The following is a 25,119-nucleotide window of genomic DNA, read 5'->3' on the forward strand; positions in this document are numbered from 1 at the left end:
CATGTATGAACAACCGGTTACCGACTTATCGCATTCGATCCACTCATTTTGACCGAAAGTTTCACGACATGGACCTGACGGGCCTCATTCAAGCGCTTTTCCTTGGCATCATTGAAGGTATCACCGAGTTCCTGCCCATTTCCAGCACCGGCCATCTGATCATTGCCGAACAATGGCTTGGCGCTCGATCCGACATGTTCAACATCGTCATCCAGGCCGGCGCCATTCTGGCGGTGACGGTGATCTACTGGCAGCGGCTCCTCGGCTTCCTGACCGGCTGGCGCGATCCGGAAACGCGGCTTTACCTCGGCAAGCTGATCGTCGCCTTCCTGGTTACCTCGGTGCTCGGCCTTCTCGCCAAGAAGCTCGGCTTCAAGCTGCCGGAGACGGTGGTGCCGATTGCGTGGGCGCTGGTGATCGGCGGCTTCTGGATGATTCTCGCCGAGCACTTCGCAGCCAAAAGGCCGGAAAGCCGGCATATCAGCTGGACGGTGGCGGTGGTGGTCGGCGTGGCCCAGGTGGTAGCCGGCGTCTTTCCCGGCACGTCGCGATCGGCCTCGACCATCTTCGCAGCCATGCTGCTCGGTACTGGTAACCGGGCAGCGGCCACGGAGTTTGCCTTCCTGGTCGGCATTCCCACCATGTATGCGGCGAGCGCTTTCGAGGTCGCGGCCACGCTGAAGGACGGCGCGGCGGCGGCCAGCGAGGACTGGCTCGCCCTGGCGATCGCCTTCATTGCTTCGGCAATCACCGCCTTCATCTCGGTGAAGTGGCTGCTGGGCTATATCCAGACCAACCGCTTCACTGCCTTTGCCATCTATCGCGTGCTGTTCGGCGGGCTGCTGTTCGCCATGATCCTGACCGGCTGGGTCACCTGACCCTTCGCCGTCAGGCCGTGGCGTTGTCCCGATCGTACTGGCCGTGCGGGCGGAAGCGGACGGCATATTCCGGAAGCACGGCAGCAAGAGACGTCGGCGAAATGCCGAAGGCCTCGAGCGTGCGGCCCTCGCCAATGGCGGCGGCCGATACCACGCTGCCTGCCTTCAGGAGCTCGACTTGATCCGGCGTCAACGGTGCACCCGGCATCCAGGCGGTCAGTCGGGCCAGCAACGAGGCGAGACCGAAGGGGATCGTCAGCAAGTGCCGGCGGCGACCGGTCTCGGCAAGCAGGCGCTCGATAATGGCGCGGAAGGTCAGCACCTCGGGACCGCCAAGCTCGTAGATGCGGCCGCCGGCAATCCCGTCATCCACGGCGCAGGCGATCGCCTCGGCGACGTCGCCTGCGAATACCGGCTGCAACAGGGTCAGACCACCGCCGATCAGAGGCAACACCGGGCTCATCATGGAAAGCTCGCCGAACCGATTGATGAAGTGGTCCTCCGGCCCGAAGACGACCGACGGCCTCAGCACCACGGCATCCGGCACGACGTCGAAGACGGCGGCCTCGCCGGCGGCCTTGGTGCGGGCATAAACCGAGGGAGACGCGGCGTCGGCTCCAATGGCCGAGACGTGAACGAGCCGGGAAATGCCGGCCGCTGCAGACGCCTCGGCGACGGCACGAGCGCCGAAGGCCTGCACGGCGGAGTGCGTCTGACGGCCTGAGGCCGAGAGGATACCGACGAGGTTGACCACGGCATCGGCGCCGCTCACCGCCCGATCGACCGAGGCGCGATAGCGAAGATTGGCCTGCATCGGCATGATCTGGCCAAGGCCGCCGAGTGGCTGAAGATGCGCGGCCAGGTCGGGCCGCCGACAGGCGGCGCGAATGCGCCAGTCGCGCTTGGCGAAAGCCCGCACGACGTGGCGACCAAGGAAGCCGGAGGCGCCGAAAATCGTGACGATCGGCTTATCTTCCCGAACGAGGGGCATGACGATCCCTTCCTGCATATGATGCTATAACAATCCCGGCCGCATCTTGTTGCAGATGGTGCGCCGAACCAGCAAAACCGAATTATTACGGCAGGATGCCGCGCCCTGTACAGACCGGACCGCGTAGCATTCCGTAGCCAGCGCCAATTCATTCGCGGTGATCGAAATGGCGGTTGACAACGTCGCGCCGACCCCGTATTCACCCCGCCAGCCGACGACCCCTGTGCCCAGGTGGCGGAATTGGTAGACGCGCACGGTTCAGGTCCGTGTGCCGCGAGGCGTGAAGGTTCGAGTCCTTTCCTGGGCACCATCGTCGATCCCTTGGGATTGACGGGATATCGGTTTCTACCTCTTGATGTTTGAAACAACCTGCCTGATCGGCGGGTTTTTTCATATCCGGAGCCGAGCGCGCGCAGGGAAGAGCCGCTGCATCCGGACCAGATCCCAATGCCCGGCAAGAAACGGCATAATTTCCTTGCGCTTCTCGGCCTTGCGTCCGCATATACGCCGGATCGTTTCCCGGGCCGGCGATCGTGCCGGTCTTGCGCATCCGCTCCCTCCGGAAGGTCGGACTGATTTTCGGACGGAGCCGCCAGCTTGCAGAGTTCCGCCATGACCATCCGTCTTCACACCGGCGATCTTCCCGATCTCGACGCCTACGGCGACGTCGTCGCCATCGATACTGAAACCCTCGGCCTCAACCCCCATCGTGACCGACTCTGCGTCGTGCAACTGTCGCCCGGCGATGGTTCGGCCGACGTCGTGCAGATCGCCAAGGGGCAGACCGCTGCACCCAATCTCCTCCGCCTACTCACCGACCCCCGCCGCATCAAGGTGTTCCACTTTGCCCGGTTTGACATCGCCGTTCTGAAGCGCACCTTCGGCGTCACGGTCACGCCGCTTTTCTGCACCAAGATCGCTTCGCGGCTCACCCGCACCTATACTGACCGGCACGGCTTGAAGGACGTTACCAAGGAACTACTGGGCATCGACATTTCCAAGGCGCAGCAGTCATCGGACTGGGGGGCGTCGATGCTCAGCCAGGCGCAGCTCGAATATGCCGCCTCGGACGTGCTCAACCTGCACGCCTTGCGCGAGCGGCTTCTCGCCATGCTGGAACGCGAGGGGCGCATGGAGATGGCAGAAGCCTGTTTCCGCTTCCTGCCGACGCGCGCCGATCTCGACCTGGCGGGATGGGGCGAAGAGGACATTTTCGCCCATAGCTGACGGCGGCCGACAAGGGACGATATGGCAAGAAGCGAGCCGGCGCCGGAGTGACGATGAACGGGGCAACCGCTTCGGACGATTGCCTGAATGTGATCACAACCCACTCGCGACGCGGCAAGCGTTGGTTTATCTTTTATGTCTAAAGTCTGCCGGGCAAAGAACAGCCTCCGGTCTCGAGGAGGCGGCCGGCAAACTGATCGAAGCTGAAGACAGAGGTCCCGCCGGCAAAGCGGGAACAATGGATGAGTGGCATTGCAGCGAACCGCGCTTTCGATAGCGGCGGCATGGAACCGTTCGACGGATCCGCCGATCGGGTGCGGCTGTTTGCCATGGCGGCACGGGAGAGCCGGCGCGTCCGACGCCTGCGCCTCATGTTGCCGGCGCTCGGTGCATTGCTCTGCGTGATCGTCATCGTCGCCACGGTTGTCACGCGCATTTCCATCAGCCTCAGCATCGGCGATCTGAAGATTACTGCCGAAGGCCTTGCCATGGATGCGCCGCACCTGTCGGGCAGCGACGGCAAGGGGCGCACCTATACAGTGAGCGCCGAGAGCGCCGTCCAGGACCTCAGCGATACCCGGATCATCCGCCTCAAGGGTATTGAGGCGAGCGTGATCCAGGTCGATGGCAGCCGTGCCAACCTTCTTGCCGACAGCGGGGTCTACGATTCCGCAGCGCAGACCGTGGTGCTCAAGGAAAACATCCGGCTGAAAAACTCCGACGGTTCGGGCGGTTTGCTGGAGCGCGCAGCGATAGACCTGGCCACGGGATCACTGACCTCCGACAGCCCGGTGGCATTCTCCTCCCGGCTGGGTGAAATCAGCGCCGAGAAGATGGGGGTCGAGAAGCAGGCGGGAACGGTGACGTTCTCGGGCGGCGTCCGTATGACCGTCAATCCGGGTGCCCGCTCGGGCGACACCGGCAAAATGCCTTCCGCTCAGCCGGAACCGTCCGACCGAAACGGAAGCGCACCGATATCCAGTCCTTAAGAATTTTGTTGCTCGGCCTGCTTTGACTCGAGCCCAACCTTTTCTAGCCGCCTCGACGAGGCAGAAGGCAACCAAAGATGACCCGCATGCCCCGCACCAGCCTCCCTTGCCTGGCCGCCGCAGCCGGCCTGCTGGTTGCATTTACCTTTGCACCCGCCTTCGCTGCCGAACAGACGGGAAAGTTGCCGCCCAATAGCTACCAGGGGCTTGGCATGTCCTCCAATCAGCCGATTCAGTTCGAATCGGAGCAGCTCGAGGTGCATGATCAGGACAAGACGGCGGTATTCATCGGCCATGTCATCGTCCGCCAGGGCGAGACCGTGCTGAAGACCGATCGCCTCGTCGTGTACTATCAGGGCTCGCCCACCGGCGAGGGGCCGCAGCAGGTGAGCCGCCTGGACGCAAAGGGCAGCGTGCTCGTAACGTCGGCCGCCCAGACGGCGAGTGGCGACGCCGCCACCTTCGACACCGCTGCCAACACGATCGTGCTCACAGGCAACGTGGTGCTCACCCAGGGTGACAACGTCATTCGTGGCTCGAAGCTCCTCATCGACATCAACACCAGCCAAGCCACGATGCAGGGTGGCCGGGTACAGATGCTGATCGCTCCCAAGTCGCTCGATGCCAAGGGCTGACGCCCCACTCTCTGCTGGATACAACAGTCTTGCTGAAGCGTTTCGCCCAAACCGAGAATCCGCCGTTGCCCGAAGCGGCTGACACCTCCGACCTCGCCGTCTTCAACCTCGTCAAAACCTTCGGTGAACGGCCGGTGGTGCGCGGCGTTTCCATGCAGGTGCGACGCGGCGAGGCTGTCGGCCTTCTCGGCCCCAACGGCGCCGGCAAGACCACGCTGTTCTACATGATCACCGGACTGATCCCGGCCAACGGCGGCCGAATCTTCCTGGACGGCCATGACATCACTGGCTATCCGATGTTCCGCCGCGCTCGGCTCGGCATCGGCTATCTGCCGCAAGAGGCCTCCATCTTTCGCGGCCTGACGGTCGAGAACAACATCCGCGCCGTGCTGGAGCTGGTCGAGCCGAACCGCGACGCCCGCGAGGCCGAACTGGACGCGCTGCTTGACGAGTTCCACCTCGCCCATCTGCGCCGCCAGCCGGCCATCGCCCTTTCGGGCGGCGAGCGGCGGCGCGCCGAAATCGCCCGGGCACTGGCCAGTCGGCCGATCTTCATGCTGCTCGACGAACCGTTCGCCGGCGTCGACCCGATCGCCGTCGGCGATATCCAGGCCCTGGTGCGACACCTTACCAGGCGCGGCATCGGCGTGCTGATCACCGACCACAACGTGCGCGAGACACTCGGCCTCATCGACCGCGCGTATATCCTGCATTCCGGCATGCTACTGGTGGAAGGCACGCCCGACGACATCATCGCCGACGCCGACGCACGCCGCGTTTACCTCGGCGAGCAATTTAGCCTTTGATGCTGCCCCCTGCCTAGGTTATGAAGCAAGAAGCGGACCACTCGGGCCGCCTCGCTGATTTCATGGCTTCCGCGTCGACGCGGGATGGACGGGAGTTGCTCGATGGCGCTGTCGGCGCGGCTCGAACTCAGGCAAAGCCAGTCGCTGGTGATGACGCCGCAGCTGATGCAAGCGATCAAGCTGCTTCAGCTCTCCAACATGGATCTCGTCACCTATATCGAGCAGGAGCTCGAGCGCAATCCGCTGCTCGAACGGGCCGATGACGGCGAGGCCGACGCGCCGATCCTTGAGCCGACCGACGCCGACTTGCCGGCCCGAGCCGATACGCCGGATTGGTTCGAGACGGAGGGCGCGCCGAGTTCGGAGCGGGTTTCCAACGTCCTCGACACCGACATCGGCAACGTCTATCCCGACGACACAGGTCAGCCCGAACGACAGGCGCTCGATGTCGGCGCGCTCGCCGGCGGCGACTGGTCTTCGGTGGGCCGCGGCGGCACGGGCGAGGACTATAGCCTGGAGAGCTTCGTAGCCGGCGAGATCAGCCTTGGCGACCATCTGGCCGAGCAGTTGGCCGTTGCCGTCACCGATCCGGTCCTGCGCCTGATCGGCCATGATCTGATCGACCAGGTGGATGAAGCGGGCTATCTCAGGGCCGATCTTGCGGCAACCGCCGAGCGGCTGGGCGCTTCGCTGTCCCAGGTCGAGAAGGTGCTCGCCCTCCTCCAGACCTTCGAGCCGACCGGCATCTGCGCCCGCAACCTCGCCGAATGCCTGGCGTTGCAGCTTGCCGAGAAGAACCGACTCGACCCGGCGATGCAAACGTTGATCGCCCATCTCGAGCTTCTTGCCCGTCGCGACCTCGCCGCGCTGAAACGCCTCTGCGGCGTCGATGACGAGGATCTCGGCGACATGATCAAGGAGATCCTGGCACTCGACCCCAAGCCAGGCCACGCCTTCGGATCGACGCAGGTGCAGACCGTGGTGCCCGACGTCATGGTGCAGCCGGCCGCCGACGGCGGCTGGACGGTTGAACTCAATACCGACACGCTGCCGAAGGTGCTGGTCAACCAGACCTATTATGCCGAGGTGTCCAAGACGGCCCGGGACGAGGAAAAGACCTATCTCGGCGAATGCTTCCAGTCGGCCAACTGGCTGACCAAAAGCCTGGACCAGCGGGCCAAGACCATCCTGAAGGTGGCGACCGAGATCGTCCGCCAGCAGGACGGCTTCCTGACCCATGGCGTTGCCCACCTGCGGCCGCTCAATCTCAGGATGATCGCCGACGCGATCGGCATGCACGAATCGACGGTATCGCGCGTCACGTCGAACAAGTACATGGCGACAACGCGCGGCATTTTTGAACTCAAGTATTTCTTCACCTCGTCGATCGCCTCCTCCGAGGGAGGCGACGCTCATTCGGCGGAAGCGGTGCGTCACCGCATCCGGCAACTGATTGACGGGGAAACCGCCGACGACGTGCTGTCCGACGATACGCTGGTCAAGATGCTGCGTGACGACGGCATCGACATCGCTCGTCGCACGGTCGCCAAGTATCGGGAAGCGTTGCGCATTCCCTCTTCGGTGCAGCGCCGCCGCCTGAAGCAGCTTGCCGGGGCGTGAAATCGCTGTAACCTTTCGGAAATCCGAGGTCATCCGGAAGACGGATTGATATCGCTTCCGGCCGACGCCACATCTGAGGCATGCGGGTGCGCCGCCCGGCAACGCCAGCTCAGGGAGGTTTTTTCGGCTTTCCGCTTCAGGCCCGATCGGCGCCTGCCCAGCCGTCCACGGCGAGGCAAATGGACGAAGCGGCAATACCACCCCACCGACGAGACGGAACGCCGCGCCCCCCGCTCGCCGGCGCCGGCCTCCCGCCAAGCGGGATGGCTGGAGACGCGGCCGCTGGATGAGATATCACCAGCAGCCGTCGGTTCATAAAGGCGCGAGAAACGAGGACTCTGATGCCGCTTCGCATTACCGGAAAGAACGTCGACATCGGCCAGGCGCTTCGCGAACACATCACCACCCGCACCGCCGAGGAACTCGGCAAGTATTACGACGAGCCGTTCACCGGCCATGTCGTGGTGCAGAAGGAGGGCAAGGCCTACATTGTCGACTGCTCGATCCAACTCGCCTCCGGCACGACGCTGCAATCGCGGGGCGAGGATTTCGAGGTCTATCCGGCAGCCGAGAAGGCGGTTGAGCGAATCGGCAAGCGGATGCGGCGCCACAAGCGCAAGCTGAAGAACTTCAAGGGCGGCGAATCGGCGGCCGGCGACCAGACGCCGGGCGGCCGGTCCTGGGAGGATATCGATGCCCAGGCGACGGTGTTCGCCGCATTCGACGACGAAGAGCTCGGCGAGGATTTCTCCCCGACAGTCGTCGCGGAAACCACCCAGAAAATCCGGACCATGAGCGTGGGCTCGGCGGTCAGTGAGCTCGACTTCACCGGCGCGCCGCTGGTGATGTTCCGCAACGCGGGCAACGGCGGCGTCAATGTCGTCTACCGCCGCAATGACGGAAATATCGGCTGGATAGATCCCTCGCTCAATGAAATCGCCGGCTGACGGGACTGATCCCATCTGTCCTTTCTCGGTGCACACCTCTATATGAAGGCGAGGGTCGGGCCACCCGGCCCTCCGCCAAACCTGGAACAAGACGATGGATCTGAGCGACCTCCTGGTGATCGACGCAGTCCTGCCGCGGCTCAAGAGCGCCAACAAGAAGCAGGCACTTCAGGAGATGGCCGCCAAGGCTGCGGCTCTCACGAGCCGAGACGAACGGGATATCTTCGAGACGCTGATGCAGCGCGAGAAGCTCGGCTCGACCGGCGTGGGCCACGGCGTCGCCATTCCGCACGGCAAACTTGCCGGTCTGGACCGGTTGGTGGGCGTCTTCGCGCTGCTCGACCGGCCGATCGACTTCGATTCGCTCGACGGCGAACCGGTCGACGTGATGTTCCTGCTGCTTGCGCCGGAAAGCGCTGGTGCCGATCACCTGAAGGCGCTCGCCCGCATTGCCCGCGTTCTGCGTGACGACGAAACGGCGGCCAAGCTCAGGGCCGCCGACGACGCGGCGGCGATGTACACCCTTCTCACCGAAAACGTTCGTTCCGACGCCGCCTGAGCCGTGCCGCAGTTCGGCTTGCCAGCTGCCCGCTCCGCCTCGCTCTCCTGTCGGCCACCCTGCGCGGAAGCGCATGACCGGCAAGGTTGCACGGTTGTTGATTTTTGAAAACAAATCATGAACAATGGCGGCGGAGACTTGATGATGCCCGTGCCGACCGCCGCCTTTTCCTCCCCCATCGAAAGCTTCGTCAATGACGGCCGGCAATCGGAAGCCGCCCGCCTTGTTCAGCGTGGCGTTGGACGGTTGTTGGCCGGCCACGGCTTCTCCGTCCTTTATGAGCTGCCGCTGGCATCGGGACGGCGTGCCGATGTTGCAGCGCTCGGCGGGAATGGCGATATCTTCATCGTCGAGATCAAGTCGTCGGTCGAAGACTTTCGCACCGACCGCAAGTGGCCCGACTATCGGCTGCACTGCGACCAGCTGTTCTTCGCCACGCACGCCGGTGTGCCGGCCGAAATCTTTCCGGAGGATGCCGGATTGATCGTCGCCGACGGTTATGGCGGAGCCATTCTTCGGGAAGCGCCCTGCCATCGGCTCGCAGCCGCAACGCGCCGAGCGATGACCTTGCGCTTCGCCCAAGTGGCGGCGCGCCGCATCCAGCAACTCATCGATCCCCAACTCCCCGACATGGGCGCCTTCTGACCGCCTTTCATGGCAGGCAGACTGAAGTCTATGCCGAAAAGCAGGCCGAGACTGCTCCGTCGCGACTAAGAGCGGGGGTATCGCCGCTTGCCGTATGGGAAGCGGGCGCTATCCTTTCTTCACGGGCACGAGGCGGCGAAGGGGGTAATGGGAGGGGGCGGGTTGGACCGCCTGGAAGACGGCGTGCCGTATTATCACAGCTACTCAGGGTCAGAAGCGGCCAAGTCGCTGCAACCGCCCAACGATCGGCACCCGGAGGCATCCGGCCCCTCGGCCGATCTTTATGCCCGCGTGGCGCGTCGCTATTGTCCTCCAGCGTTCAACTTCGACACTGTCGTCGTCTCGGGCGTCCGTGGACCCGTCACCGAGCGCGTGCTGCGGGCGACGCCTTTCTGGAGGCTGATCGCCTTCGATCGCCTGGCGCCGAACCCCGATGCGCCAGTCCCCTCCGTCCTGGTGCTGCCGCCCCATGCCGGCCATTGCCCAACGCTTGTTCGCGACACCGTGGCCGCCTTTCTGCCCGATCATAACGTGCATGTCGCCGGCTGGGCCGATGCCCGGCACATTCCGCTCTCGGCCGGGGCCTTCGGCTTTGGCGAGGCGGTGGAAGCCGTTGCCGAGATGATCACGGAGATCGGTGGAGCCGTGCATGTGGTCGCAGTCACGGAAGCGGGCGTTGTCGGCATTGCCGCAGCCGCGCTGCTGGAAGAGCGCGGCCATCCCCCCGCCACGTTGACGCTGGTCGGCGGTCCGGTCGACTGCCGTGCCGATCATGCCGGGCTTGCCGCAGGGGCCGAGGCGCGCGGGCTAGACTGGCTGGTCCGGGCAGTGATCGCTCCCGTGCCACCGCCTTTCGAGGGCGCCTACCGCGAGGTGTTTCCCGGCTTCTTCTCACTCACCGGCTTTCTGACGCGCAGCCTCGATCGGTCCTTCGCCGACCACAAGACCCTGTTTCTGGGCCTCGTGGCGGGCGACGGCGACGGGGCCGACGGCCATCGCGACTTCTTCAGCGAGTTTCTGGCGGTCATGGACGTGCCGGCCGAGTTCATGCTGCAATGGATCGAGGCAGTGTTGATCGACCGACCCTTCGTTCCCGATACCGGCCGAACGCGCTGGTCAGGTGCTACACCGCCGCTCGCCGAGACGCCGCTGATGACGGTGGAAGCGGGCCTCGATTCTTTTGGCGGCGGCGGGCAGACCCATGCCGCCCATAACCTCACTGGCAACGCCGAGACGGGATGCCGCTATACCGAGGAGCAGGTCGGCCGCTTCGCGCTGTTCAACGGCGCTCGCTGGCGCGCCTCGGTGTTCCCGCGTGTTGCAGATTTCATAGCCAGCCATGCGGCTCCGCCCGCGCGATCGCTCTCGACGCCGGCAGAAGACCTTCTGGCATTGTCCGGCGTTACCCCCGCCCTGGTTGCCCGGCTCAATCGCGAAGGCATCTATTTCGTGCGCCAGCTCGCCAGGCTCGACGAGGCTGCCGCCAGTGGTCTCGACAAGCGGCTTGGAACCACGCCCCACCCGCTTGCCACAGAGCTCGGCCGGGAGGCCCGCGTGCGGCTCGGTGAGGCGATACGGTCTTGAACGTCGGTGATGGCAAGGCCATATAGAAGCCTGATCACCGGGTGCCTTCGGGGCCCGGTCAAGGTCGCTTCCTTGCGAGGACTTTGAAAGATGACGAGACTGGCAGGCTTCTCGAGCCCGTTCCTTCTGGGCTTCGACGAGATCGAGCGGGCGCTCGACCGGGTGTCGAAGGCCGCAAACGACGGATATCCCCCTTATAATATCGAGCGAATCGAACGCGACGCCCCGGAAGGCGACGTGTTGCGCATCACGCTGGCCGTTGCCGGCTTCACCCGCGAACAGCTCGACGTTTCCGTCGAAGAGAACCAGCTTGTCATTCGCGGCCGGCAGGCGGACGACAAGTCACGCCTTTACCTCCACCGCGGCATCGCGGCGCGGCAGTTCCAGCGCACCTTTGTTCTGGCCGAAGGCATCGAAATTCTCGGCGCCGACCTCAGGAACGGCCTCCTGTCGATCGACCTGATACGGCCGCCGCTCGAGCGGGTTGTTCGGCGGATTGAGATCAACGCCGAGGACTGACGATAAACGCGCCGGTCACCTTTTCCTCATAAACTGTGTATCAGACCCGATCGCCCTTGGCTGGTGGACGGTGTCTTCCCCTTGTCCGGCCAAGCCGGCGCGGGGGGAAAGGAGTAGAAAATGGGTTCTTTCACCAAGAACACTTCCGCCGAAGACCGGAAGATCATGCCCGACGCCGCCTTCCGGCAACTCGGTGGTGGCAGTGTCGCCTATCTGCGCCGCGTCTCCTCTGACGACGTGATCGCAGCCCATCCCGGCTATCTCGATCTGAGGCCCGGCATGAAGCTGTGGGCGCTGCATTCGGCCGACGGCCAGCCGATCATGCTGACCGACAGCCGTGAGGCAGCCATTGCCAACGCCGCCGAGGCCGACCTGACGCCGATGATGGTGCATTGACCAGCCTAATCCGAACCGGCGGCGAGGGTTGCGAACCCCGCGTCGGTCGGAAAGCGCGCGGCCGCCTCGGCCGCGACAAGACGCGACGCTGCTATATCCCCCATGTCGCGTAGAAGCCGGATGCGCCGGCGCGGCACCTCCTTGAGATAGCGCTTGGCAAGGCCGGACAGGACGGTGTCGGCAACGATCGCCGCGTCGAGATCGGCGAGTAGAGCTTCTGCCCGGCCGATGTCGCCCGCCCGCTCGGCCGCTTCGGCAACGAGCAGCGTCAGACCCGGATTTATCTCCGGCAAGATCTCGATCAAGCCATCCGGATCCAGCACGGCGCCAGCGTCGAAAGCAGCGCGGGCGGCAGCAAGGCGCGCGTGGGGCGACCAATCGACCGTTGAGACCAGTAATCCCCGCGCCGCCGCCTCCAGGGCGATATCCCGCCGGAATGTGGCGACCACCTTGCGGATGATGTTGAGGCTGTAGAGGTGGTCGTGAACCTCGTGGCTTGAGCGCAGCGGCACCAGCGTCACTTCGTCCGGCAAGCGGCGACCGGAGAGACGGGCGCCGACACCGGCGTCATAGGGATCGAAGAGTGGGACGATCACCCGTGCAGTGGCCCGGCGCGGCGCCGCCAGCAACTCCCCGAGACCGGCCTCTTCCAGCCGCACCACAAGGCCGGCCGCCGCCGACTGGCTGCCCGGCTCGCCAATCCGGTAATCCGGAGCGAAGGCGTAGAGTTCGGCCTCCGGGTGGCGCGAGGCCGCAGCCGCAGCGCCGAAAGCCCCCATCGAACTGCCATAGAGAATGAGGCGTGTTGCCTTGGAAGTCGTGGTCGCCGCCTCGATCAACGCATCAATTGCCGCCTCAAGGCCCCGATACCAGTTGTTTTCCGGCTCGTTCAGCAGCAAGAGGCTGTGGGTTGTGGCGGCGAACAGTCGCTCGAGACCGAATTTTCCAGGCGGAACCCGCACCTGACTGAAAACGACAACCAATGTGTCGCTTCCCGGTCGGAATCGATGCGCCAGACCGTTCGTGTCGGCGCCAAGCAAGGAAGCTGTCATTTTCGAAAAGCCGCCGGTTGCCATGGCCGCGTCGCTGCCGCACACCTTTGGCCGACGTTGGAGAGACGGGACATGGCTGATTCGTTACCCCAGACCGAGGAAGCTGGCGGCCGTTCGCAGCGCCTGCCGTTGATCGACGCCGTTCGCGGCGCGTTGCTCCTTGCCATGGCCTCCTATCATTTTTCCTGGGATCTCGCCAACGTGCGGCTGGTGGACTGGGGCGTTACCATCGATCCACTCTGGCGCGCCTATGCGGCAGCGATCGCCGGCAGTTTTCTGTTGCTATCGGGCGTCTCATTTCGCCTCGCCGAACACCGCGGTCTCGATCCGGTCCGCTACGGCCTTCGCCTCCTGCGCCTTGCACTGGCCGCCGCGGCCGTGTCGATCGCCACCTATTTCGTTTTCCCCGACGCCTGGGTGTTCTTCGGCATCCTGCACATGATGCTTCTGGCGAGCCTTCTGGCGCCGCTGCTCGTCCGCCTGCCGAACGTGCTGCTCGTCCTTCTCGCAGCGGCGGCACTGCTGTTGCCTCAGGTCTGGCGCTCGCCCGTCTTCAACGGCCTTGGGTGGGGGTTCCTAGGCCTTGCCGAGACGCCGCCGGTCGCCAACGATCTGGTGCCGCTGTTCCCCTGGATCGCCCCCTATATCGTCGGCCTTGTCGCCGGCGGTCCGTTGGCGCATCTGGATGGGAAGCCGAGGTGGTCACTGCCGCAGGGCACGCACTGGCTGGCCTGGCTCGGCCGGCACTCGCTCGCCTTCTATCTCCTGCACCAGCCGCTGCTCTATGGCCTTGCCGTCGGTCTTGCGATGCTCATTCCGGTCAACCCGGCGGCACAGCGGGCAAGTTTCGTCGCCGACTGCCGCATGGAGTACGAGCGTTACGGCGCCACCACGGACATGTCCAAGCGCTTCTGCGACTGTGTCGCTACCTCGGTCGACGACACCGGCATCTGGGAGCGCCGGGACAGCGACCTCGGCTTCGAGCCGCTGCTGGCGACCGCCGTTCAGGCCTGCCAGACGCCGCCCGGCACCCTCACCGATCCGGTGGCGCCTGACGATGAGAACTGAGGGTGCTATGAGGCATGAAAAAGCCGGCGGGTCTGGGCCGCCGGCTGCTTTGATGGTGGCGAATGCGACAACGCTCAGACGGCAGGCGCCTCGGCGGTTTCGCGCCGGTCCTGCTCCTTCAGTTCGTCAATCCGCGGCATCGACATGATCGAATAGCCGGAATCGACGAAATGAACCTCGCCGGTGACGCCCGACGACATGTCCGACAGCAGGTAGAGCGCCGAGCGGCCGACCTCGTCGATGGTGACCGTGCGCTTCAGCGGCGCGTTCTTCTTCTGGAAATTGAACATCAGCCGGGCATCGGTGACGCCGGACCCCGCCAGCGTGCGCACCGGACCGGCCGAGATGGCGTTGACGCGGATGCCGTCGGCGCCAAAATCGGCCGCAAGATAGCGCACCGAGCTCTCAAGCGCCGCCTTGGCGACGCCCATGACGTTGTAATTCGGCATGACGCGCGTCGAGCCGCCGTAGGTCAAGGTGAGCAGGGTGCCGCCTTCGCTCATCAGCGCCGCCGCCTTGCGCGCGACTTCGGTGAACGAGAACACCGAGATGACCATGGTGCGCGAGAAATTGGCGCGTGTGGTGTCGGCGTAGCGCCCCTTGAGCTCGTTCTTGTCGGAGAAGCCGATGGCGTGCACCAGGAAATCGAGCCCTCCCCATTCGGCCTTCAGGGCGTCGAACACCGCGTCGACAGACGCTTCATCCTCGACGTCGCAGGGCAGGAGCAGCTTCGCCCCAACCTCCTCGGCCAAAGGCCGGACGCGTCGGCCGAAGGCCTCGCCCTGGTAGGTGAAGGCCAGTTCGGCACCGGCGGCGGAAAGCGCCTTGGCAATGCCCCAGGCGATGGAATGGTCGTTGGCGACGCCCATAACGAGGCCGCGCTTGCCGGCCATGAGTCCATTCATAATCTGACGTCCCGTGAAGAAGAAACCGCCCGGCAAGGCCGGGCGGATGGATCAGGCGGCGTAACGCTGGAAAACCAGCGTGGCGTTGGTGCCGCCGAAGCCGAAGCTGTTGGAGAGCACGGTGTCGATCTTGGCATTGTCGATGCGGTCGCGCACGATCGGCATGTCTGCGAAGGCCGGGTCCAGCTCCTCGATATGCGCGCTCTTGACGATGAAGCGGTTGTTCATCATCAGCAGCGAGTAGATCGCTTCCTGCACGCCGGTGGCGCCCAGCGAATGACCGGTGAGCGACTTGGTGGCCGAGATCGGCGGGCAGTTGTCGGCGCCGCCGAACACCGTGCGGATCGCCTCGATCTCCGGCGCGTCGCCGGCCGGCGTCGAGGTGGCGTGCGGGTTAATGTAGTCGATCTTCTCTTTCACCGTGGACAGCGCCTGGCGCATGCAACGCACCGCACCCTCGCCCGACGGAGCGACCATGTCGTAGCCGTCGGAGGTGGCGCCATAGCCGACGATCTCGCCATAGATCTTGGCGCCGCGCGCCTTGGCATGTTCCAGCTCTTCGAGAACCAGCACGCCGGCGCCGCCGGCGATGACGAAGCCGTCGCGGTTCTTGTCATAGGCGCGCGAGGCCGTGGCCGGCGTCTCGTTGTATTTGGAGGACATGGCGCCCATGGCGTCGAACAACACGGACAGCGTCCAGTCGAGCTCCTCGCAGCCGCCAGCAAACATCACGTCCTGCTTACCGTATTGGATCGCCTCATAGGCGTTGCCGATGCAGTGGTTCGAGGTGGCGCAGGCCGAGGAGATCGAATAGTTGACGCCCTTGATCTTGAACCAGGTGGCGAGCGTCGCCGATGCGGTTGAGCCCATGGCCTTGGGAACGGCGAAGGGGCCGACCTTCTTGGACGAGCCGCTTTCGATGGTCTTCAGCGCCGACTCGACGATGGCGCGCGTCGAAGCGCCGCCAGACCCCATGATGATGCCGGTACGCTCGTTGGAGACGTCGCCGGCTTCAAGGCCGGCGTCGAGAATGGCCTGATCCATGGCCACATGATTCCAGGCGGTACCGCCGCCATGGAAACGCATCGCCCGGCGATCAACCACCGTCGCGGGATCGAGGGATGGTGCGCCATAGACCTGGCAACGGAAGCCGTGCTCGGCGAAGGAGGGGGCGAAGGTGATGCCGGACCGGGCATCATGCAGCGACGCCAGCACCTCTTGCGTATTGTTACCGATCGAGGACACGATGCCCATGCCGGTGACGACGACGCGTCTCATGGCTGTCTTTCCTTGTTCTGGTACAGACGGGCTCAGGCGGCCTGGAACAGGCCGACGCGGAGGTCCGTCGCCTTGTAGATGGTCTCGCCGTCGGCCTTCAGCCAGCCGTCGCCAATGCCGAGCACCAGCTTGCCGCGCATGACGCGCTTGAGGTCGACGCCATACTCGACCAGCTTGACGGCCGGGGTCACCATGCCGCTGAACTTCACCTCACCGACCGACAACGCCCGTCCCTTGCCGGGCGAACCCGACCAGCCGAGGAAAAAACCGAGCATCTGCCACAGAGCATCGAGGCCGAGGCAGCCGGGCATCACAGGGTCGCCCTTGAAGTGACAGGGGAAAAACCAAAGATCCGGGCGGATCGCCAGCGTGGCGCGGATCAAGCCCTTGCCAAACTCGCCACCCACTTCGGCAATCTCGGCGATGCGATCGAACATCAGCATCGGCGGCAAAGGCAACTGGGCATTGCCCGGCCCGAACAACTCCCCGCGTCCGCAGGAAAGGAGATCCTCATACTCGTAGCTGTTCTTGCGAAGACTCATGCTGCTGTCCGTACCTTTGTCCCTTCGGGCGCGCTCAAGGCAGCGCCAATCGCCGTCCGTCAGGACGGTGTTCACGTGGTGGGTCGATCTCTAACACAGGCAAGCCGTCCTCGAAAGCCTTTGGCGCAAACGCGGCAATAGCCTTTTTGGGCCGTTCTTGCAGTCTGCAACTACTTTGCTAATATGTCGCAATCGAAAAAGACGCCCGGCCTCCGCCGCCACCCAGGATAACACCATCATGGACCGCCCGCTTCCTTCCAGCCCGTCGACCGCCGCGACGGACATGGCACGCCGTATCGCTCCCGGCGCTGCGTCGGTATCCGGCGCATCCATGATGACCAAGATTCCTGTGCGGACGCGCCTTCGCGACGTCGGCCTCAGGCCCACGCGCCAGCGCGTGGCGCTTGCCGAGATCCTGTTCTCCCATGGCCATCGCCATCTCTCGGCCGAAGATCTGCACGCCGAAGCGGTGACTGCGAAGGTACCGGTGTCGCTCGCCACCGTCTACAATACGCTGAACCAGTTCACCGAAGCCGGCCTGCTGCGCGAGGTGGCCGTCGAGGGCACGCGCACCTATTTCGACACCAACACCGACGATCATCATCATTTCTACGTCGAAGACGAGAATCGGGTGTTCGACATTCCCGGTCCGCACGTGGAGATCGGTGACCTGCCGCCAGCGCCTGAGGGCATGGAAATCGTTCGTGTCGACGTGGTTGTCCGCCTGCGCAACAAGCGCTGAGGAAGCAGGACAGGTCCGAGAGCCTATTCTTCCGATAGCTCGGTGACGACTTCATAGCCGTCACCGCGGCAGAAGGCGCGGCTGATTTCGACGGCACGGCCGCCGGCGGTGTAGCTCACGCGCTCGACGCGCATCGCCGGCGTTCCTTCCGGCAGTTCGAGAAGCCCCGCCTCGACGGCGCCAAGCGCCACAGCCCGAAAGCGCTCGACGCCGCGCGACGCCGGCAGCCCCGCGTCAGCCAACGCTTGTGATGGTGAGTTCACGGCCAAGTCGGAATCGATTGTCGCCGGCAGCGTGGTCAGCTCCAGAATGCGCGGTCGGTCGCCGACGCAATGCAGGCGATAGAGACGTAGCACGCGTTCTCCCGGCCCCAAACCAAGCGTCATCGCCTCCGGTGCCGATGGTGGTCCGGTGAGGCGATCGACCAGGCGGGTCTCCACCGGCTCGCCCTTGTCCGCCAACTCGTCGGCATGCGAACGCAATATCGACCTGCGCCGAGCGGATGGTTCGGAGGGCCGACTCTCCTCCTGACCTGCTGACACCTGCTCGGCAATGGAGGAGCCGCCGCCCGGCCGCGTGGTCACCAGGCCATCGGCGACGAGGGGCGCTAGCGCCTGTCGAACCGTGATGCGCGATATTGAGAGACCAGCAGCGATCGCCCGCTCCGAGGGCAACGGCGCGCCTCGGCCAAGTCGTCCGTCGGCAATGGCCGTCCTGAGCGCAAGCTCCAGGCGCCGGCAGAGAGGCGCGTCTTCGCCCCTTAGACGCCAATCCTGGCCGACCACCCGGGTGAAGGGCTCAATCATGGCTCGCCCCCCTTTTGCGCAAGACCGAGGGCGCCATCGAGGGCGTCGCCGATCGGATCGGCAACAAAGGGGATGAAGCGGGGTGACAGCCTGGTTCGATAGCGCGCGGCAAGTCCGCCCATCAAAGCTACCCGCCCCGTCCCTTCCGTAAGAAGGCGATCGAACAGCGCCTCGATTTCCAGCGTGGCTGCGGCGACGATCGTGTCGGCTGCCGGATCGCCAGCTTCGGCGTGATCGAAGACGAGGGGCGCCAGCGCCGCCCAATCGGCCGAACTGGCGGTTTTTCCGAAGGCCGACAGCATCACCGCCGAACCGCCCAACCTGTCGAAAACTGCCGCGGTCATGGCGGACGACACGGCGAGACCTTCATGCGCCTCAAGCGCCCGGCGCACTGCGTGCCTGCCAATGACGGCGCCGGAGCCGCCATCGGAGATGGCCGGCCCCCAACCGCCGACCCGGTATCGCCGTTCGCCGATCCGACCGTAGCCTTGACTGCCGGTGCCGACGATCAGAATGGCTCCATCGCCGCCGGCAAAGGCCCCTTCGAGGGCGATTTCCGCGTCGGTGACCACTTTCAGACCATGGAAACCAAAAGGGGCGGCCGCGAGCTGCGCGGCCACTTTGGCGTCTCCGACACCAGCCGCCCCAATCACGGCAAACATTTCGGATCGAGCGTGCCGAGGCAGCCCGGCAGTCGACAGGGCCATGTGTGCCGCAGCGTCGAGCGAAGCGATGGCCCCCTGCAGGTTATTACCCGCATTTGCGGGGCCGCCAGTTCCCTCACCGAGCCGCCGCCCGGCAATGTCGGTGAGACGGGCGCGCGCATTGCTGCCACCGCCATCCATGCCGAGAAGAAACCGCACCATGCTTCAGCTACCGCCTTGATCCAGGCGCCCGCACGCCTCAAGGCGAACAAAGCCTGTTGCCGCTCGCCTGACAACTGGCCTCACGGCGGTATCAACGACTATCTCTGCGGGCAGCCCAAACCGACCGGCGAGTTCGGCCGGATACTGCCCGTTTCAGCGTCTGAAGACCGGGTTTTTCAGCGTCTGAAGACCGGGTTCTGAGTCCGGCTTAAGAGTCCGGTTTGGAGTCCAAAAGAGAGTCCGTATCGGAGTCCAGAGTTGAATTTGGGCTCAGTAAAGCGAGTCCGGATAGGCTTGGTTTCATCCGCCCGGGGCTCGCTCGCTTTGCGGCTCAGCGATCGAGACCGGCGATAAGGAGATATTTTTTCTCAACATATTCGTCGATGCCGTGGTGCGATCCCTCGCGCCCATTGCCGCTTTCCTTGACGCCGCCGAACGGCACCAGTTCCGAGGAGATGGCGCCGGAGTTGATGCCGACCATGCCGGCCTGCAGTCCTTCGGCGACACGGAAGATTCGACCGACGTCGCGAGCGTAGAAATAGGACGCGAGACCGAACTCGGTGTCGTTGGCGAGCCGGATCGCCTCCTCCTCGGTCTCGAAGCGGAACACCGGGGCCAGGGGTCCGAAGGTCTCCTCACGGGCGACCGCCATGGCGGCGGTGACGCCGGTCAGCACCGTCGGCTCGAAGAAGCTGCCGCCGAGCGGCGATCGGGCGCCGCCGGTCGCCACCTTGGCGCCCTTTGCAAGCGCGTCGGCGACATGCGCCTCGACCTTCTCCGCCGCCTTGGCATTGACGAGCGGCCCCTGCGTCACGCCGGGGACGCGGCCGTCGCCGAGCTTCAGCTTTTTCACGGCGGCGGTGAGCTTTTCGACGAAGGCGTCGTGAATGCCCGCCTGCGCATAGATGCGGTTGGCGCAAACGCAGGTCTGGCCCATGTTGCGGAACTTCGAGATCATCACGCCTTCGACGGCCGCGTCGAGATCGGCGTCGTCGAAGACAATGAAGGGCGCGTTGCCGCCGAGCTCGGTGTAGATCTTCTTGACCGTGCCGGCACACTGGACGATCAGCTTCTTGCCCACCTCGGTCGAGCCGGTGAAGGAGACGACGCGAACCGCCGGGTGACTGGTCAACACGTCGCCCACCACCGACGACTTGCCGGTCACGACATTGAGCACACCCTTCGGCAGGCCGGCGCGGACCGCGAGACGAGCGAGCGCCAGTGCGGTGAGCGGGGTTTCGGATGCGGGCTTGACCACCGCCGTGCAGCCGGCGGCAAGCGCCGGAGCCACCTTGCGGGTGATCATCGCCGCCGGGAAGTTCCATGGCGTGATGGCGGCGACGACACCGGCCGCCTCGCGGATCACCAGGACGCGGGCGCCGTCCCTCGGCGAGGGCAGCGTCTCGCCGGCGATGCGCTTGGCTTCCTCGGCATAGAATTCGACATAGCCGGCGGCATAATCGATCTCGCCTGCCGCCTCGGCGAGCGGCTTGCCCTGCTCGGCGGTCATGATCAGCGCGAGGTCGTCGCGGTGTTCGATCATCAGCTCGTACCAGCGACGCAGGAGGCGCGAACGCTCCTTGGCGAGCAGGCGCTTCCAGGCCGGCAGGGCACGTTCGGCCGCCTCGACGGCCCGCGTCGTGCCATCCGCGTCGGTCAGCGGCACGCGGCCGACCACGTCGCCGGTGGAGGGATCGGTCACATCGAGGGCGGGAGTGCCCACAAACTCACCGTCGACCAGGCAGGCTTCCACGAGAAGCGAGGGGTCCTTGAGCTGAAGCGTCATGGTAGCAGCCTTTCGTTCTGGATGCCGGGCCGGCTCGGCCTTGCGTCAGGTGGCGGCCTCGCCGACGACCGGTGTGGCGACGGGCGCCAGATGGAGAAGCGCACCCTCGCCGTCGACGGCCCCAAGACGGCCAAGCAGGCGCAACATATGGGGCGGCACCGGAGCCCGCGCCAGGATCGGCGGCTTCTTGCGATAATAGGGCAGCTCCAACTCGCGGGCATGAAGATGCAAGCTGCGGTCGACGGCCCGCGCAGCGTCTCCGCCATAGACGCCATCGCCTACGATGGGGCAGCCGAGGTAAGCCATGTGAACGCGCAGCTGGTGGGTCCGGCCGGTGCGCGGCATCAGATCGACCACCGTCAGCCGCTCGCCTCGCGCGACGACCCGGTAGTCGGTGACCGAAGCCTGGCCGGCCGGATCGACTTTCATCCACCAGGAGCGTTTTTCATGGCTGACCTTGGCGAGCGGCGCATCGACGCGTCCCTCGTCGTCCGGCAACTGGCCCAGCACGACGGCGAGATAGGTCTTCTGCGCCTTCTGACCGGCGAAGATCTCGCCGAGTTCCCGAATGGCGCGGCGGTGGCGACCGAGCGCCAGACAGCCGGAGGTGTCCTTGTCGAGCCGGTGGCCGAGCTGCGGCGGATTGGGCAGACCGAACTGCAAGGCTGGAAAATGCTGGTCGAGCGTCTCCCCGCCGCCGAAGCCGGCGTGCACGGGGATGCCGGCCGGCTTGTCGACGATGAGGAGGGAACCGTCACGATAGAGAATGCGGGCGATCAACTCGTCGTCGGTCATGAAAGATCCTGGAATCGCGGCGCTGCGCCGGTCCCGGTTTCATAGCCCGAAGGACGCCCCAAGCGAAGTCATTTCGCCTCGCCGAGCAAGGTTGCCGTGTTACAGGCGGCGCCGGCGGCGACCACGTCCATCTTGCCCGGCACGATGCCGAAGGTGGCAAAGACGCTGGACAACACCGCCTCGACGGGCTTGACGCTGCCGGCGATCAGTCGGGCTATCTCGTCGCGGACACCGCCTTCCGACATGGCTTCCCGTCCGGTCCCTTCGAGCGACACCAGGACCTGGGTCTCGGCGGCCAGCCGCTCCAGCCGGTTGCTGAAATCGATGGGCGCCCTCAGGCTGGCGACGGTATCGCCGGTTCCAGGCCGAAACACCAGATCAACCGGCGGATCCTCGGCGAAAGCCGAGCGTCCTTTGCCCCAGGCCGTCAACCCTCCGGCGGCAAGCAGGCGGACGTAATCGGATGCACCGGCTGGTGACGCCGTCGCCTCGGCAGCAAACGCCACACTTGCTCGCACCGGCCGGCCGGTGACGGCGACTTCGGGGCCGTTCGGACCACAAGCGATGCGCCGGATGCGGGCATCGCCGGAGCTCAGCTTCACCTCGAGTGGCAGCTCCAGCGTACCGGCGCCAGGGATGGAAAGGCCGCCGATGACGAAGCGAGAAGCGATGCGAATGCTGGGAATGCCCACAAGGCCATTCTCGCCGCCAATCAGCACCGATGCCGAGGCTCCTTCCGATTCCAGGGTCAGAGTTACCTCGTCCACACCGGTGACCGGCGATCTCAACTCGACGCTGACGGCTCCCTGCGCCAAGCGGGCCCGCATCACAGCCTGAATGAACTCCAAAGGCCTGAGCGGAGCGGCAAGCGTCAGATCGGCATCTTCTCCGGCAAGGCTGATGACACCGGCGAAGGGAAGGGGCACCTCGTCGGTCGCTCCGGCCCCGGCGAGACGACTGATGACATCCAGCACCTTCGCCGCCTCGGCCGAGGTTCTGGCGCTTTCGCGGTAAAGCGCGGCAAGTGCAGACAAGAACTCAGCTGGCTTGAACGATGCCTCGGCCACGGCCGCCACGCCTGCTTCGGTGCCACCCTCACGGGTCGAAAGCACATGGCCAAGCTCGGTCACGAGATCGGCGACGCGGAAAGCCACCCGTCCGAGCATGACTCGCTCGTCGGCTGCGAGCGCTCCCGCCGATCCGAACAAGCGCGCCTCAATGGCCGCCGGCACCGCCGGAAGCTCCGGTACGGCAGTCGTCCGTTCGGTGAGGGCAGCAACGCCCGCCCGCGATGCCATCGCCTCCGCGCCGACGGTCGTTTCACCCAGGCCAACCGGCGTGCCGAGCAGACTGCGTGCCGTCATGGACACGGTAACGCGAACGACCTGTCCCGGACCGGCGATGAAAGCCAGCCCGGACGGGCCCGGCAGCGCCTTGCCTTGTTCGGTCGTGACGATGATCTCGGCGCCCCCCATCACCGCCTTCGCGGCGCTCCGTGCCGAGGCATAGGGCGCATCCGGAGTCTTGGCCGCCGCCAGCGCCGCCGCGGAGGCGGCTTCGCCAGCCAAGCGCCGGGCTTCCGACAGCCTCAGCCAGTCGACCGTTGCCAAGAAAGACAGAGCGATGAGCAGGATGCCGACGACGGCGATACCGGCGGCAACCGGTCTTGTCAGCGAACGAAAGACGGAAACAGCGGATCTGAACGGCAAAACGATATGGACCAGTGACGGGGTTGCGCGACTATTGCCCGAATTTGTCTTCCGAGCAGTTAACTTGACGACGAAAGTGCCGTTCCGTCGAAGATTTTGAAGGACTGTACCTGTGCGGACCTGACAAGGCCGTGCCGACGTCCTATGGATGAACGAGGCGCAGGAGGCGCTTCTCAAGACGTCCCATGCGGCGCATGCGTCGCCAAAACGAGGACCGTCACCACTTTGTCGTCACGCATCCGTTCGCCCGAAAGGGCGGCGATTCCAGTTGGATGCGTCAGGAGGAATCATGCTCAAGGCCATCGATCCGCTGCTCAATCCCGATCTTCTCTACGTCCTGGCTTCCATGGGCCACGGCGACACGCTTGCCATCGTCGACAGCAACTTCCCCATCCATTCTGTCGCCCAGGAGACCGTTTACGGCCGTCCGCTACGCCTCGATGGCGTGTCGGCGCCGCGCGCGGCGCGGGCCGTGCTGTCGGTGTTGCCGCTCGACACTTTCATTCCCACGGCCGCCTTCCGCATGGAAGTGGTAGGCGAGCCGGACAAATGGACCGATGTGCAGCATGAGTTCCAGCAGGAAGTCTTCGATGCGGAAGGACCGACCTTCAGACTTGGCGGCATCGAACGCTTTGCCTTCTACGAAGCTGCGAAGAAGTCGTTCGCCGTGTTGCAGACCGGTGAGGGCCGCCTTTATGGCTGCTTCCTGCTCACCAAGGGTGTGATTCCGCCGAAGAGTTGATGACGAACGGTGCCGTGTCCTTGCCGTCGGACTGACGCGAGGACGCGGACGGTGCCGATCGCATCTGCGCAAGCCGACAAGAGACCAACGACATGACCGACATCCAAAAATCCGGCGTCACCATCCTTGGCATCTTCGCCGTAGACGTCACCTTCCTTGCCCCTCGCCTGCCGGCCATCGGCGAAACCCTGGCCGGCTCCGGCTTTGTCATGGGGCCGGGCGGCAAGGGATCCAACCAGGCGGTGGCGGCGGCACGGGCCGGCGGCGAGGTCCGCTTCATCACCAAGATCGGCAAGGACGCCTTTGGCGACATCGGCCTCAAGACCTGGGCCGAGGCGGGCGCCACCGCTCGCGTGCAGCGGATCGACAGCCATCCGACCGGCTCGGCCTTCATCTTCGTCAACGACGCCAATGGCCAGAATGCCATCATCGTCTATGCCGGCGCGTCCGGCACCCTTTCACCCGACGATCTCGACCTCGAGAAGGAAACCATCGCCGCATCGAAGGTGTTCGTGACGCAGTTGGAACAGCCGGTCGACGCCGCCCTCCGCGGCCTTGAGATTGCCCGTGCCGCCGGCACCATCACCGTCTTCAATCCGGCGCCGGCTACAGCCTTCCCGGACGAGATCTATCGGCTCTCCGACTATATCGCTCCCAACGAGACGGAAGCGGCGATGCTGACCGGCATCGCGCCGGGGACCGTGGACGATGCCCGCAAGGCCGGCGACGCGCTTCTCGCCAAGGGTGCGAAGAACGCGCTGATCACGCTGGGCGGCAACGGCGTGCTGCTGCACAACGCCACGCAGTCGGTGCATCTGCCCGCGCGGGCGGCCGGCGAGGTGATCGACACCACCGGGGCCGGCGATGCCTTCCTCGGCGGCTTCTCGGCAGCGCTTTCCAAGGGGCTCGATCCGGTCGAGGCGGCGCGCTACGGCTCGGCGACGGCCGGCATCTCAGTGACGCGTCGGGGTGCCGCCGCCTCGATGCCAACGGCGGCCGAGATCGAGGCGTTTCTCAGAAGCTGACGGTCGT

The 25,119-nt window shown here is 65.1% G+C and carries 26 protein-coding genes and 1 tRNA gene; 17 read left to right on the forward strand and 10 right to left on the reverse strand.

All coding sequences use genetic code 11. The features are described 5' to 3' along the window. The first annotated feature begins 68 nt into the window (after window positions 1–68). Window positions 69–878: an undecaprenyl-diphosphate phosphatase gene (locus CXZ10_RS13665; RefSeq protein ID WP_101289906.1), complete on the forward strand. Its 810-nt coding sequence runs from the start codon at window positions 69–71 to the stop codon at window positions 876–878. 10 nt (window positions 879–888) lie between these two features. Here CXZ10_RS13665 and CXZ10_RS13670 read toward each other — a convergent pair whose 3' ends face one another. Beyond that, the gene (locus CXZ10_RS13670) at window positions 889–1,869 is read right to left on the reverse strand and encodes a complex I NDUFA9 subunit family protein (RefSeq protein WP_101289907.1); all 981 of its coding nucleotides are present in this window, start codon (window positions 1,867–1,869) and stop codon (window positions 889–891) included. Window positions 1,870–2,094: 225 nt separating this feature from the next. Here CXZ10_RS13670 and CXZ10_RS13675 point away from each other — a divergent pair. The 12 genes from CXZ10_RS13675 (at window position 2,095) to CXZ10_RS13730 (ending at window position 11,796) form a co-directional block, all read left to right on the forward strand. Next, window positions 2,095–2,179, forward strand: a tRNA-Leu gene (locus tag CXZ10_RS13675). A gap of 302 nt (window positions 2,180–2,481) precedes the next feature. Beyond that, window positions 2,482–3,096, forward strand: a complete 615-nt coding sequence (locus CXZ10_RS13680; RefSeq protein ID WP_101289908.1) for a ribonuclease D — start codon at window positions 2,482–2,484, stop codon at window positions 3,094–3,096. 242 nt (window positions 3,097–3,338) lie between these two features. Next, window positions 3,339–4,085: an LPS export ABC transporter periplasmic protein LptC gene (gene lptC, locus CXZ10_RS13685; protein WP_101289909.1), complete on the forward strand. Its 747-nt coding sequence runs from the start codon at window positions 3,339–3,341 to the stop codon at window positions 4,083–4,085. Window positions 4,086–4,162: 77 nt separating this feature from the next. Then, window positions 4,163–4,720 (forward strand): lipopolysaccharide transport periplasmic protein LptA, encoded by a 558-nt coding sequence (lptA, locus tag CXZ10_RS13690; RefSeq protein WP_210199933.1) that lies wholly within the window; start codon window positions 4,163–4,165, stop codon window positions 4,718–4,720. 32 nt (window positions 4,721–4,752) lie between these two features. Continuing rightward, entirely contained in the window at window positions 4,753–5,526 is a 774-nt protein-coding gene (gene lptB / locus CXZ10_RS13695; RefSeq protein ID WP_425298931.1) for an LPS export ABC transporter ATP-binding protein, read from the forward strand. Window positions 5,527–5,628: 102 nt separating this feature from the next. After that, window positions 5,629–7,146 (forward strand): RNA polymerase factor sigma-54, encoded by a 1,518-nt coding sequence (gene rpoN / locus CXZ10_RS13700; RefSeq protein ID WP_101289911.1) that lies wholly within the window; start codon window positions 5,629–5,631, stop codon window positions 7,144–7,146. Between the two features lie 341 nt (window positions 7,147–7,487). Further along, a complete protein-coding gene (hpf, locus tag CXZ10_RS13705; RefSeq protein WP_101289912.1) occupies window positions 7,488–8,093 on the forward strand; it encodes a ribosome hibernation-promoting factor, HPF/YfiA family in 606 nt (201 codons plus the stop codon). A gap of 94 nt (window positions 8,094–8,187) precedes the next feature. Next, on the forward strand, window positions 8,188–8,652 hold the full coding sequence (ptsN, locus tag CXZ10_RS13710) for a PTS IIA-like nitrogen regulatory protein PtsN (protein ID WP_101289913.1): 465 nt from the start codon (window positions 8,188–8,190) through the stop codon (window positions 8,650–8,652). Between the two features lie 144 nt (window positions 8,653–8,796). Next, on the forward strand, window positions 8,797–9,297 hold the full coding sequence (locus CXZ10_RS13715; RefSeq protein WP_101290118.1) for an MmcB family DNA repair protein: 501 nt from the start codon (window positions 8,797–8,799) through the stop codon (window positions 9,295–9,297). Between the two features lie 162 nt (window positions 9,298–9,459). Further along, a complete protein-coding gene (locus CXZ10_RS13720) occupies window positions 9,460–10,881 on the forward strand; it encodes a polyhydroxyalkanoate depolymerase (protein ID WP_180335992.1) in 1,422 nt (473 codons plus the stop codon). A 90-nt stretch (window positions 10,882–10,971) separates the two neighbouring features. After that, window positions 10,972–11,400, forward strand: a complete 429-nt coding sequence (locus CXZ10_RS13725) for an Hsp20 family protein (protein ID WP_101289915.1) — start codon at window positions 10,972–10,974, stop codon at window positions 11,398–11,400. A 120-nt stretch (window positions 11,401–11,520) separates the two neighbouring features. After that, entirely contained in the window at window positions 11,521–11,796 is a 276-nt protein-coding gene (locus CXZ10_RS13730; protein WP_425298928.1) for a BQ00720 family protein, read from the forward strand. A 5-nt stretch (window positions 11,797–11,801) separates the two neighbouring features. On the opposite strand, the gene CXZ10_RS13735 is transcribed toward CXZ10_RS13730, so the two are convergent. After that, window positions 11,802–12,779, reverse strand: coding sequence for a hypothetical protein (locus tag CXZ10_RS13735; RefSeq protein WP_101289916.1), 978 nt, complete (start codon window positions 12,777–12,779; stop codon window positions 11,802–11,804). Window positions 12,780–12,920: 141 nt separating this feature from the next. On the opposite strand from CXZ10_RS13735, the gene CXZ10_RS13740 reads away from it, so the two are divergent. After that, window positions 12,921–13,916, forward strand: coding sequence for a heparan-alpha-glucosaminide N-acetyltransferase (locus tag CXZ10_RS13740; protein ID WP_180335993.1), 996 nt, complete (start codon window positions 12,921–12,923; stop codon window positions 13,914–13,916). Between the two features lie 74 nt (window positions 13,917–13,990). Here CXZ10_RS13740 and fabI read toward each other — a convergent pair whose 3' ends face one another. The 3 genes from fabI to fabA are packed head-to-tail and all read right to left on the reverse strand — an operon-like array spanning window position 13,991 to window position 16,641. Beyond that, the gene (fabI, locus tag CXZ10_RS13745) at window positions 13,991–14,821 is read right to left on the reverse strand and encodes an enoyl-ACP reductase FabI (protein ID WP_101289918.1); all 831 of its coding nucleotides are present in this window, start codon (window positions 14,819–14,821) and stop codon (window positions 13,991–13,993) included. A gap of 51 nt (window positions 14,822–14,872) precedes the next feature. Beyond that, complete coding sequence (fabB, locus tag CXZ10_RS13750) at window positions 14,873–16,099, reverse strand: beta-ketoacyl-ACP synthase I (protein WP_101289919.1); 1,227 nt, start codon at window positions 16,097–16,099, stop codon at window positions 14,873–14,875. Window positions 16,100–16,131: 32 nt separating this feature from the next. Next, window positions 16,132–16,641, reverse strand: a complete 510-nt coding sequence (gene fabA, locus CXZ10_RS13755; protein ID WP_101289920.1) for a 3-hydroxyacyl-[acyl-carrier-protein] dehydratase FabA — start codon at window positions 16,639–16,641, stop codon at window positions 16,132–16,134. 331 nt (window positions 16,642–16,972) lie between these two features. On the opposite strand from fabA, the gene irrA reads away from it, so the two are divergent. Continuing rightward, window positions 16,973–17,383 (forward strand): iron response transcriptional regulator IrrA, encoded by a 411-nt coding sequence (gene irrA / locus CXZ10_RS13760; RefSeq protein WP_101290120.1) that lies wholly within the window; start codon window positions 16,973–16,975, stop codon window positions 17,381–17,383. A gap of 23 nt (window positions 17,384–17,406) precedes the next feature. Here irrA and CXZ10_RS13765 read toward each other — a convergent pair whose 3' ends face one another. The 5 genes from CXZ10_RS13765 to CXZ10_RS13785 form a co-directional block, all read right to left on the reverse strand. Further along, entirely contained in the window at window positions 17,407–18,189 is a 783-nt protein-coding gene (locus CXZ10_RS13765; RefSeq protein ID WP_101289921.1) for a GntR family transcriptional regulator, read from the reverse strand. Next, window positions 18,186–19,055: a glucosamine kinase nucleotide-binding domain-containing protein gene (locus CXZ10_RS13770; RefSeq protein ID WP_101289922.1), complete on the reverse strand. Its 870-nt coding sequence runs from the start codon at window positions 19,053–19,055 to the stop codon at window positions 18,186–18,188. Before CXZ10_RS13770 ends, CXZ10_RS13765 begins: the two co-directional genes overlap by 4 nt. 331 nt (window positions 19,056–19,386) lie before the next feature. Next, window positions 19,387–20,841: an NAD-dependent succinate-semialdehyde dehydrogenase gene (locus CXZ10_RS13775; protein ID WP_101289923.1), complete on the reverse strand. Its 1,455-nt coding sequence runs from the start codon at window positions 20,839–20,841 to the stop codon at window positions 19,387–19,389. A 45-nt stretch (window positions 20,842–20,886) separates the two neighbouring features. Next, on the reverse strand, window positions 20,887–21,636 hold the full coding sequence (locus CXZ10_RS13780) for an RluA family pseudouridine synthase (protein ID WP_101289924.1): 750 nt from the start codon (window positions 21,634–21,636) through the stop codon (window positions 20,887–20,889). A 68-nt stretch (window positions 21,637–21,704) separates the two neighbouring features. Continuing rightward, a complete protein-coding gene (locus CXZ10_RS13785; protein WP_101289925.1) occupies window positions 21,705–23,345 on the reverse strand; it encodes a hypothetical protein in 1,641 nt (546 codons plus the stop codon). A 289-nt stretch (window positions 23,346–23,634) separates the two neighbouring features. Here CXZ10_RS13785 and CXZ10_RS13790 point away from each other — a divergent pair, with 289 nt between their 5' ends. Both CXZ10_RS13790 and rbsK read left to right on the forward strand, forming a co-directional pair. Continuing rightward, window positions 23,635–24,087, forward strand: a complete 453-nt coding sequence (locus tag CXZ10_RS13790; protein ID WP_101289926.1) for an RbsD/FucU family protein — start codon at window positions 23,635–23,637, stop codon at window positions 24,085–24,087. 92 nt (window positions 24,088–24,179) lie between these two features. Beyond that, on the forward strand, window positions 24,180–25,112 hold the full coding sequence (gene rbsK, locus CXZ10_RS13795) for a ribokinase (protein WP_101289927.1): 933 nt from the start codon (window positions 24,180–24,182) through the stop codon (window positions 25,110–25,112). The last annotated feature ends 7 nt before the right edge of the window (window positions 25,113–25,119 follow it).

The organism is Pleomorphomonas diazotrophica (genome assembly GCF_002844595.1).
In the GTDB taxonomy this organism is placed as follows: domain Bacteria; phylum Pseudomonadota; class Alphaproteobacteria; order Rhizobiales; family Pleomorphomonadaceae; genus Pleomorphomonas; species Pleomorphomonas diazotrophica.

Bases quoted from the DNA above. Each gene is read 5' to 3' on its own strand.
- CXZ10_RS13665 (WP_101289906.1), top strand. From the start codon at position 69: ATGGACCTGACGGGCCTCATTCAAGCGCTTTTCCTTGGCATCATTGAA.
- CXZ10_RS13670 (WP_101289907.1), bottom strand. From the start codon at position 1,869: ATGCCCCTCGTTCGGGAAGATAAGCCGATCGTCACGATTTTCGGCGCC.
- CXZ10_RS13680 (WP_101289908.1), top strand. From the start codon at position 2,482: ATGACCATCCGTCTTCACACCGGCGATCTTCCCGATCTCGACGCCTAC.
- lptC (WP_101289909.1), top strand. From the start codon at position 3,339: ATGAGTGGCATTGCAGCGAACCGCGCTTTCGATAGCGGCGGCATGGAA.
- lptA (WP_210199933.1), top strand. From the start codon at position 4,163: ATGACCCGCATGCCCCGCACCAGCCTCCCTTGCCTGGCCGCCGCAGCC.
- rpoN (WP_101289911.1), top strand. From the start codon at position 5,629: ATGGCGCTGTCGGCGCGGCTCGAACTCAGGCAAAGCCAGTCGCTGGTG.
- hpf (WP_101289912.1), top strand. From the start codon at position 7,488: ATGCCGCTTCGCATTACCGGAAAGAACGTCGACATCGGCCAGGCGCTT.
- ptsN (WP_101289913.1), top strand. From the start codon at position 8,188: ATGGATCTGAGCGACCTCCTGGTGATCGACGCAGTCCTGCCGCGGCTC.
- CXZ10_RS13715 (WP_101290118.1), top strand. From the start codon at position 8,797: ATGCCCGTGCCGACCGCCGCCTTTTCCTCCCCCATCGAAAGCTTCGTC.
- CXZ10_RS13725 (WP_101289915.1), top strand. From the start codon at position 10,972: ATGACGAGACTGGCAGGCTTCTCGAGCCCGTTCCTTCTGGGCTTCGAC.
- CXZ10_RS13730 (WP_425298928.1), top strand. From the start codon at position 11,521: ATGGGTTCTTTCACCAAGAACACTTCCGCCGAAGACCGGAAGATCATG.
- CXZ10_RS13740 (WP_180335993.1), top strand. From the start codon at position 12,921: ATGGCTGATTCGTTACCCCAGACCGAGGAAGCTGGCGGCCGTTCGCAG.
- fabI (WP_101289918.1), bottom strand. From the start codon at position 14,821: ATGAATGGACTCATGGCCGGCAAGCGCGGCCTCGTTATGGGCGTCGCC.
- fabB (WP_101289919.1), bottom strand. From the start codon at position 16,099: ATGAGACGCGTCGTCGTCACCGGCATGGGCATCGTGTCCTCGATCGGT.
- fabA (WP_101289920.1), bottom strand. From the start codon at position 16,641: ATGAGTCTTCGCAAGAACAGCTACGAGTATGAGGATCTCCTTTCCTGC.
- irrA (WP_101290120.1), top strand. From the start codon at position 16,973: ATGATGACCAAGATTCCTGTGCGGACGCGCCTTCGCGACGTCGGCCTC.
- CXZ10_RS13765 (WP_101289921.1), bottom strand. From the start codon at position 18,189: ATGATTGAGCCCTTCACCCGGGTGGTCGGCCAGGATTGGCGTCTAAGG.
- CXZ10_RS13770 (WP_101289922.1), bottom strand. From the start codon at position 19,055: ATGGTGCGGTTTCTTCTCGGCATGGATGGCGGTGGCAGCAATGCGCGC.
- CXZ10_RS13775 (WP_101289923.1), bottom strand. From the start codon at position 20,841: ATGACGCTTCAGCTCAAGGACCCCTCGCTTCTCGTGGAAGCCTGCCTG.
- CXZ10_RS13780 (WP_101289924.1), bottom strand. From the start codon at position 21,636: ATGACCGACGACGAGTTGATCGCCCGCATTCTCTATCGTGACGGTTCC.
- CXZ10_RS13790 (WP_101289926.1), top strand. From the start codon at position 23,635: ATGCTCAAGGCCATCGATCCGCTGCTCAATCCCGATCTTCTCTACGTC.
- rbsK (WP_101289927.1), top strand. From the start codon at position 24,180: ATGACCGACATCCAAAAATCCGGCGTCACCATCCTTGGCATCTTCGCC.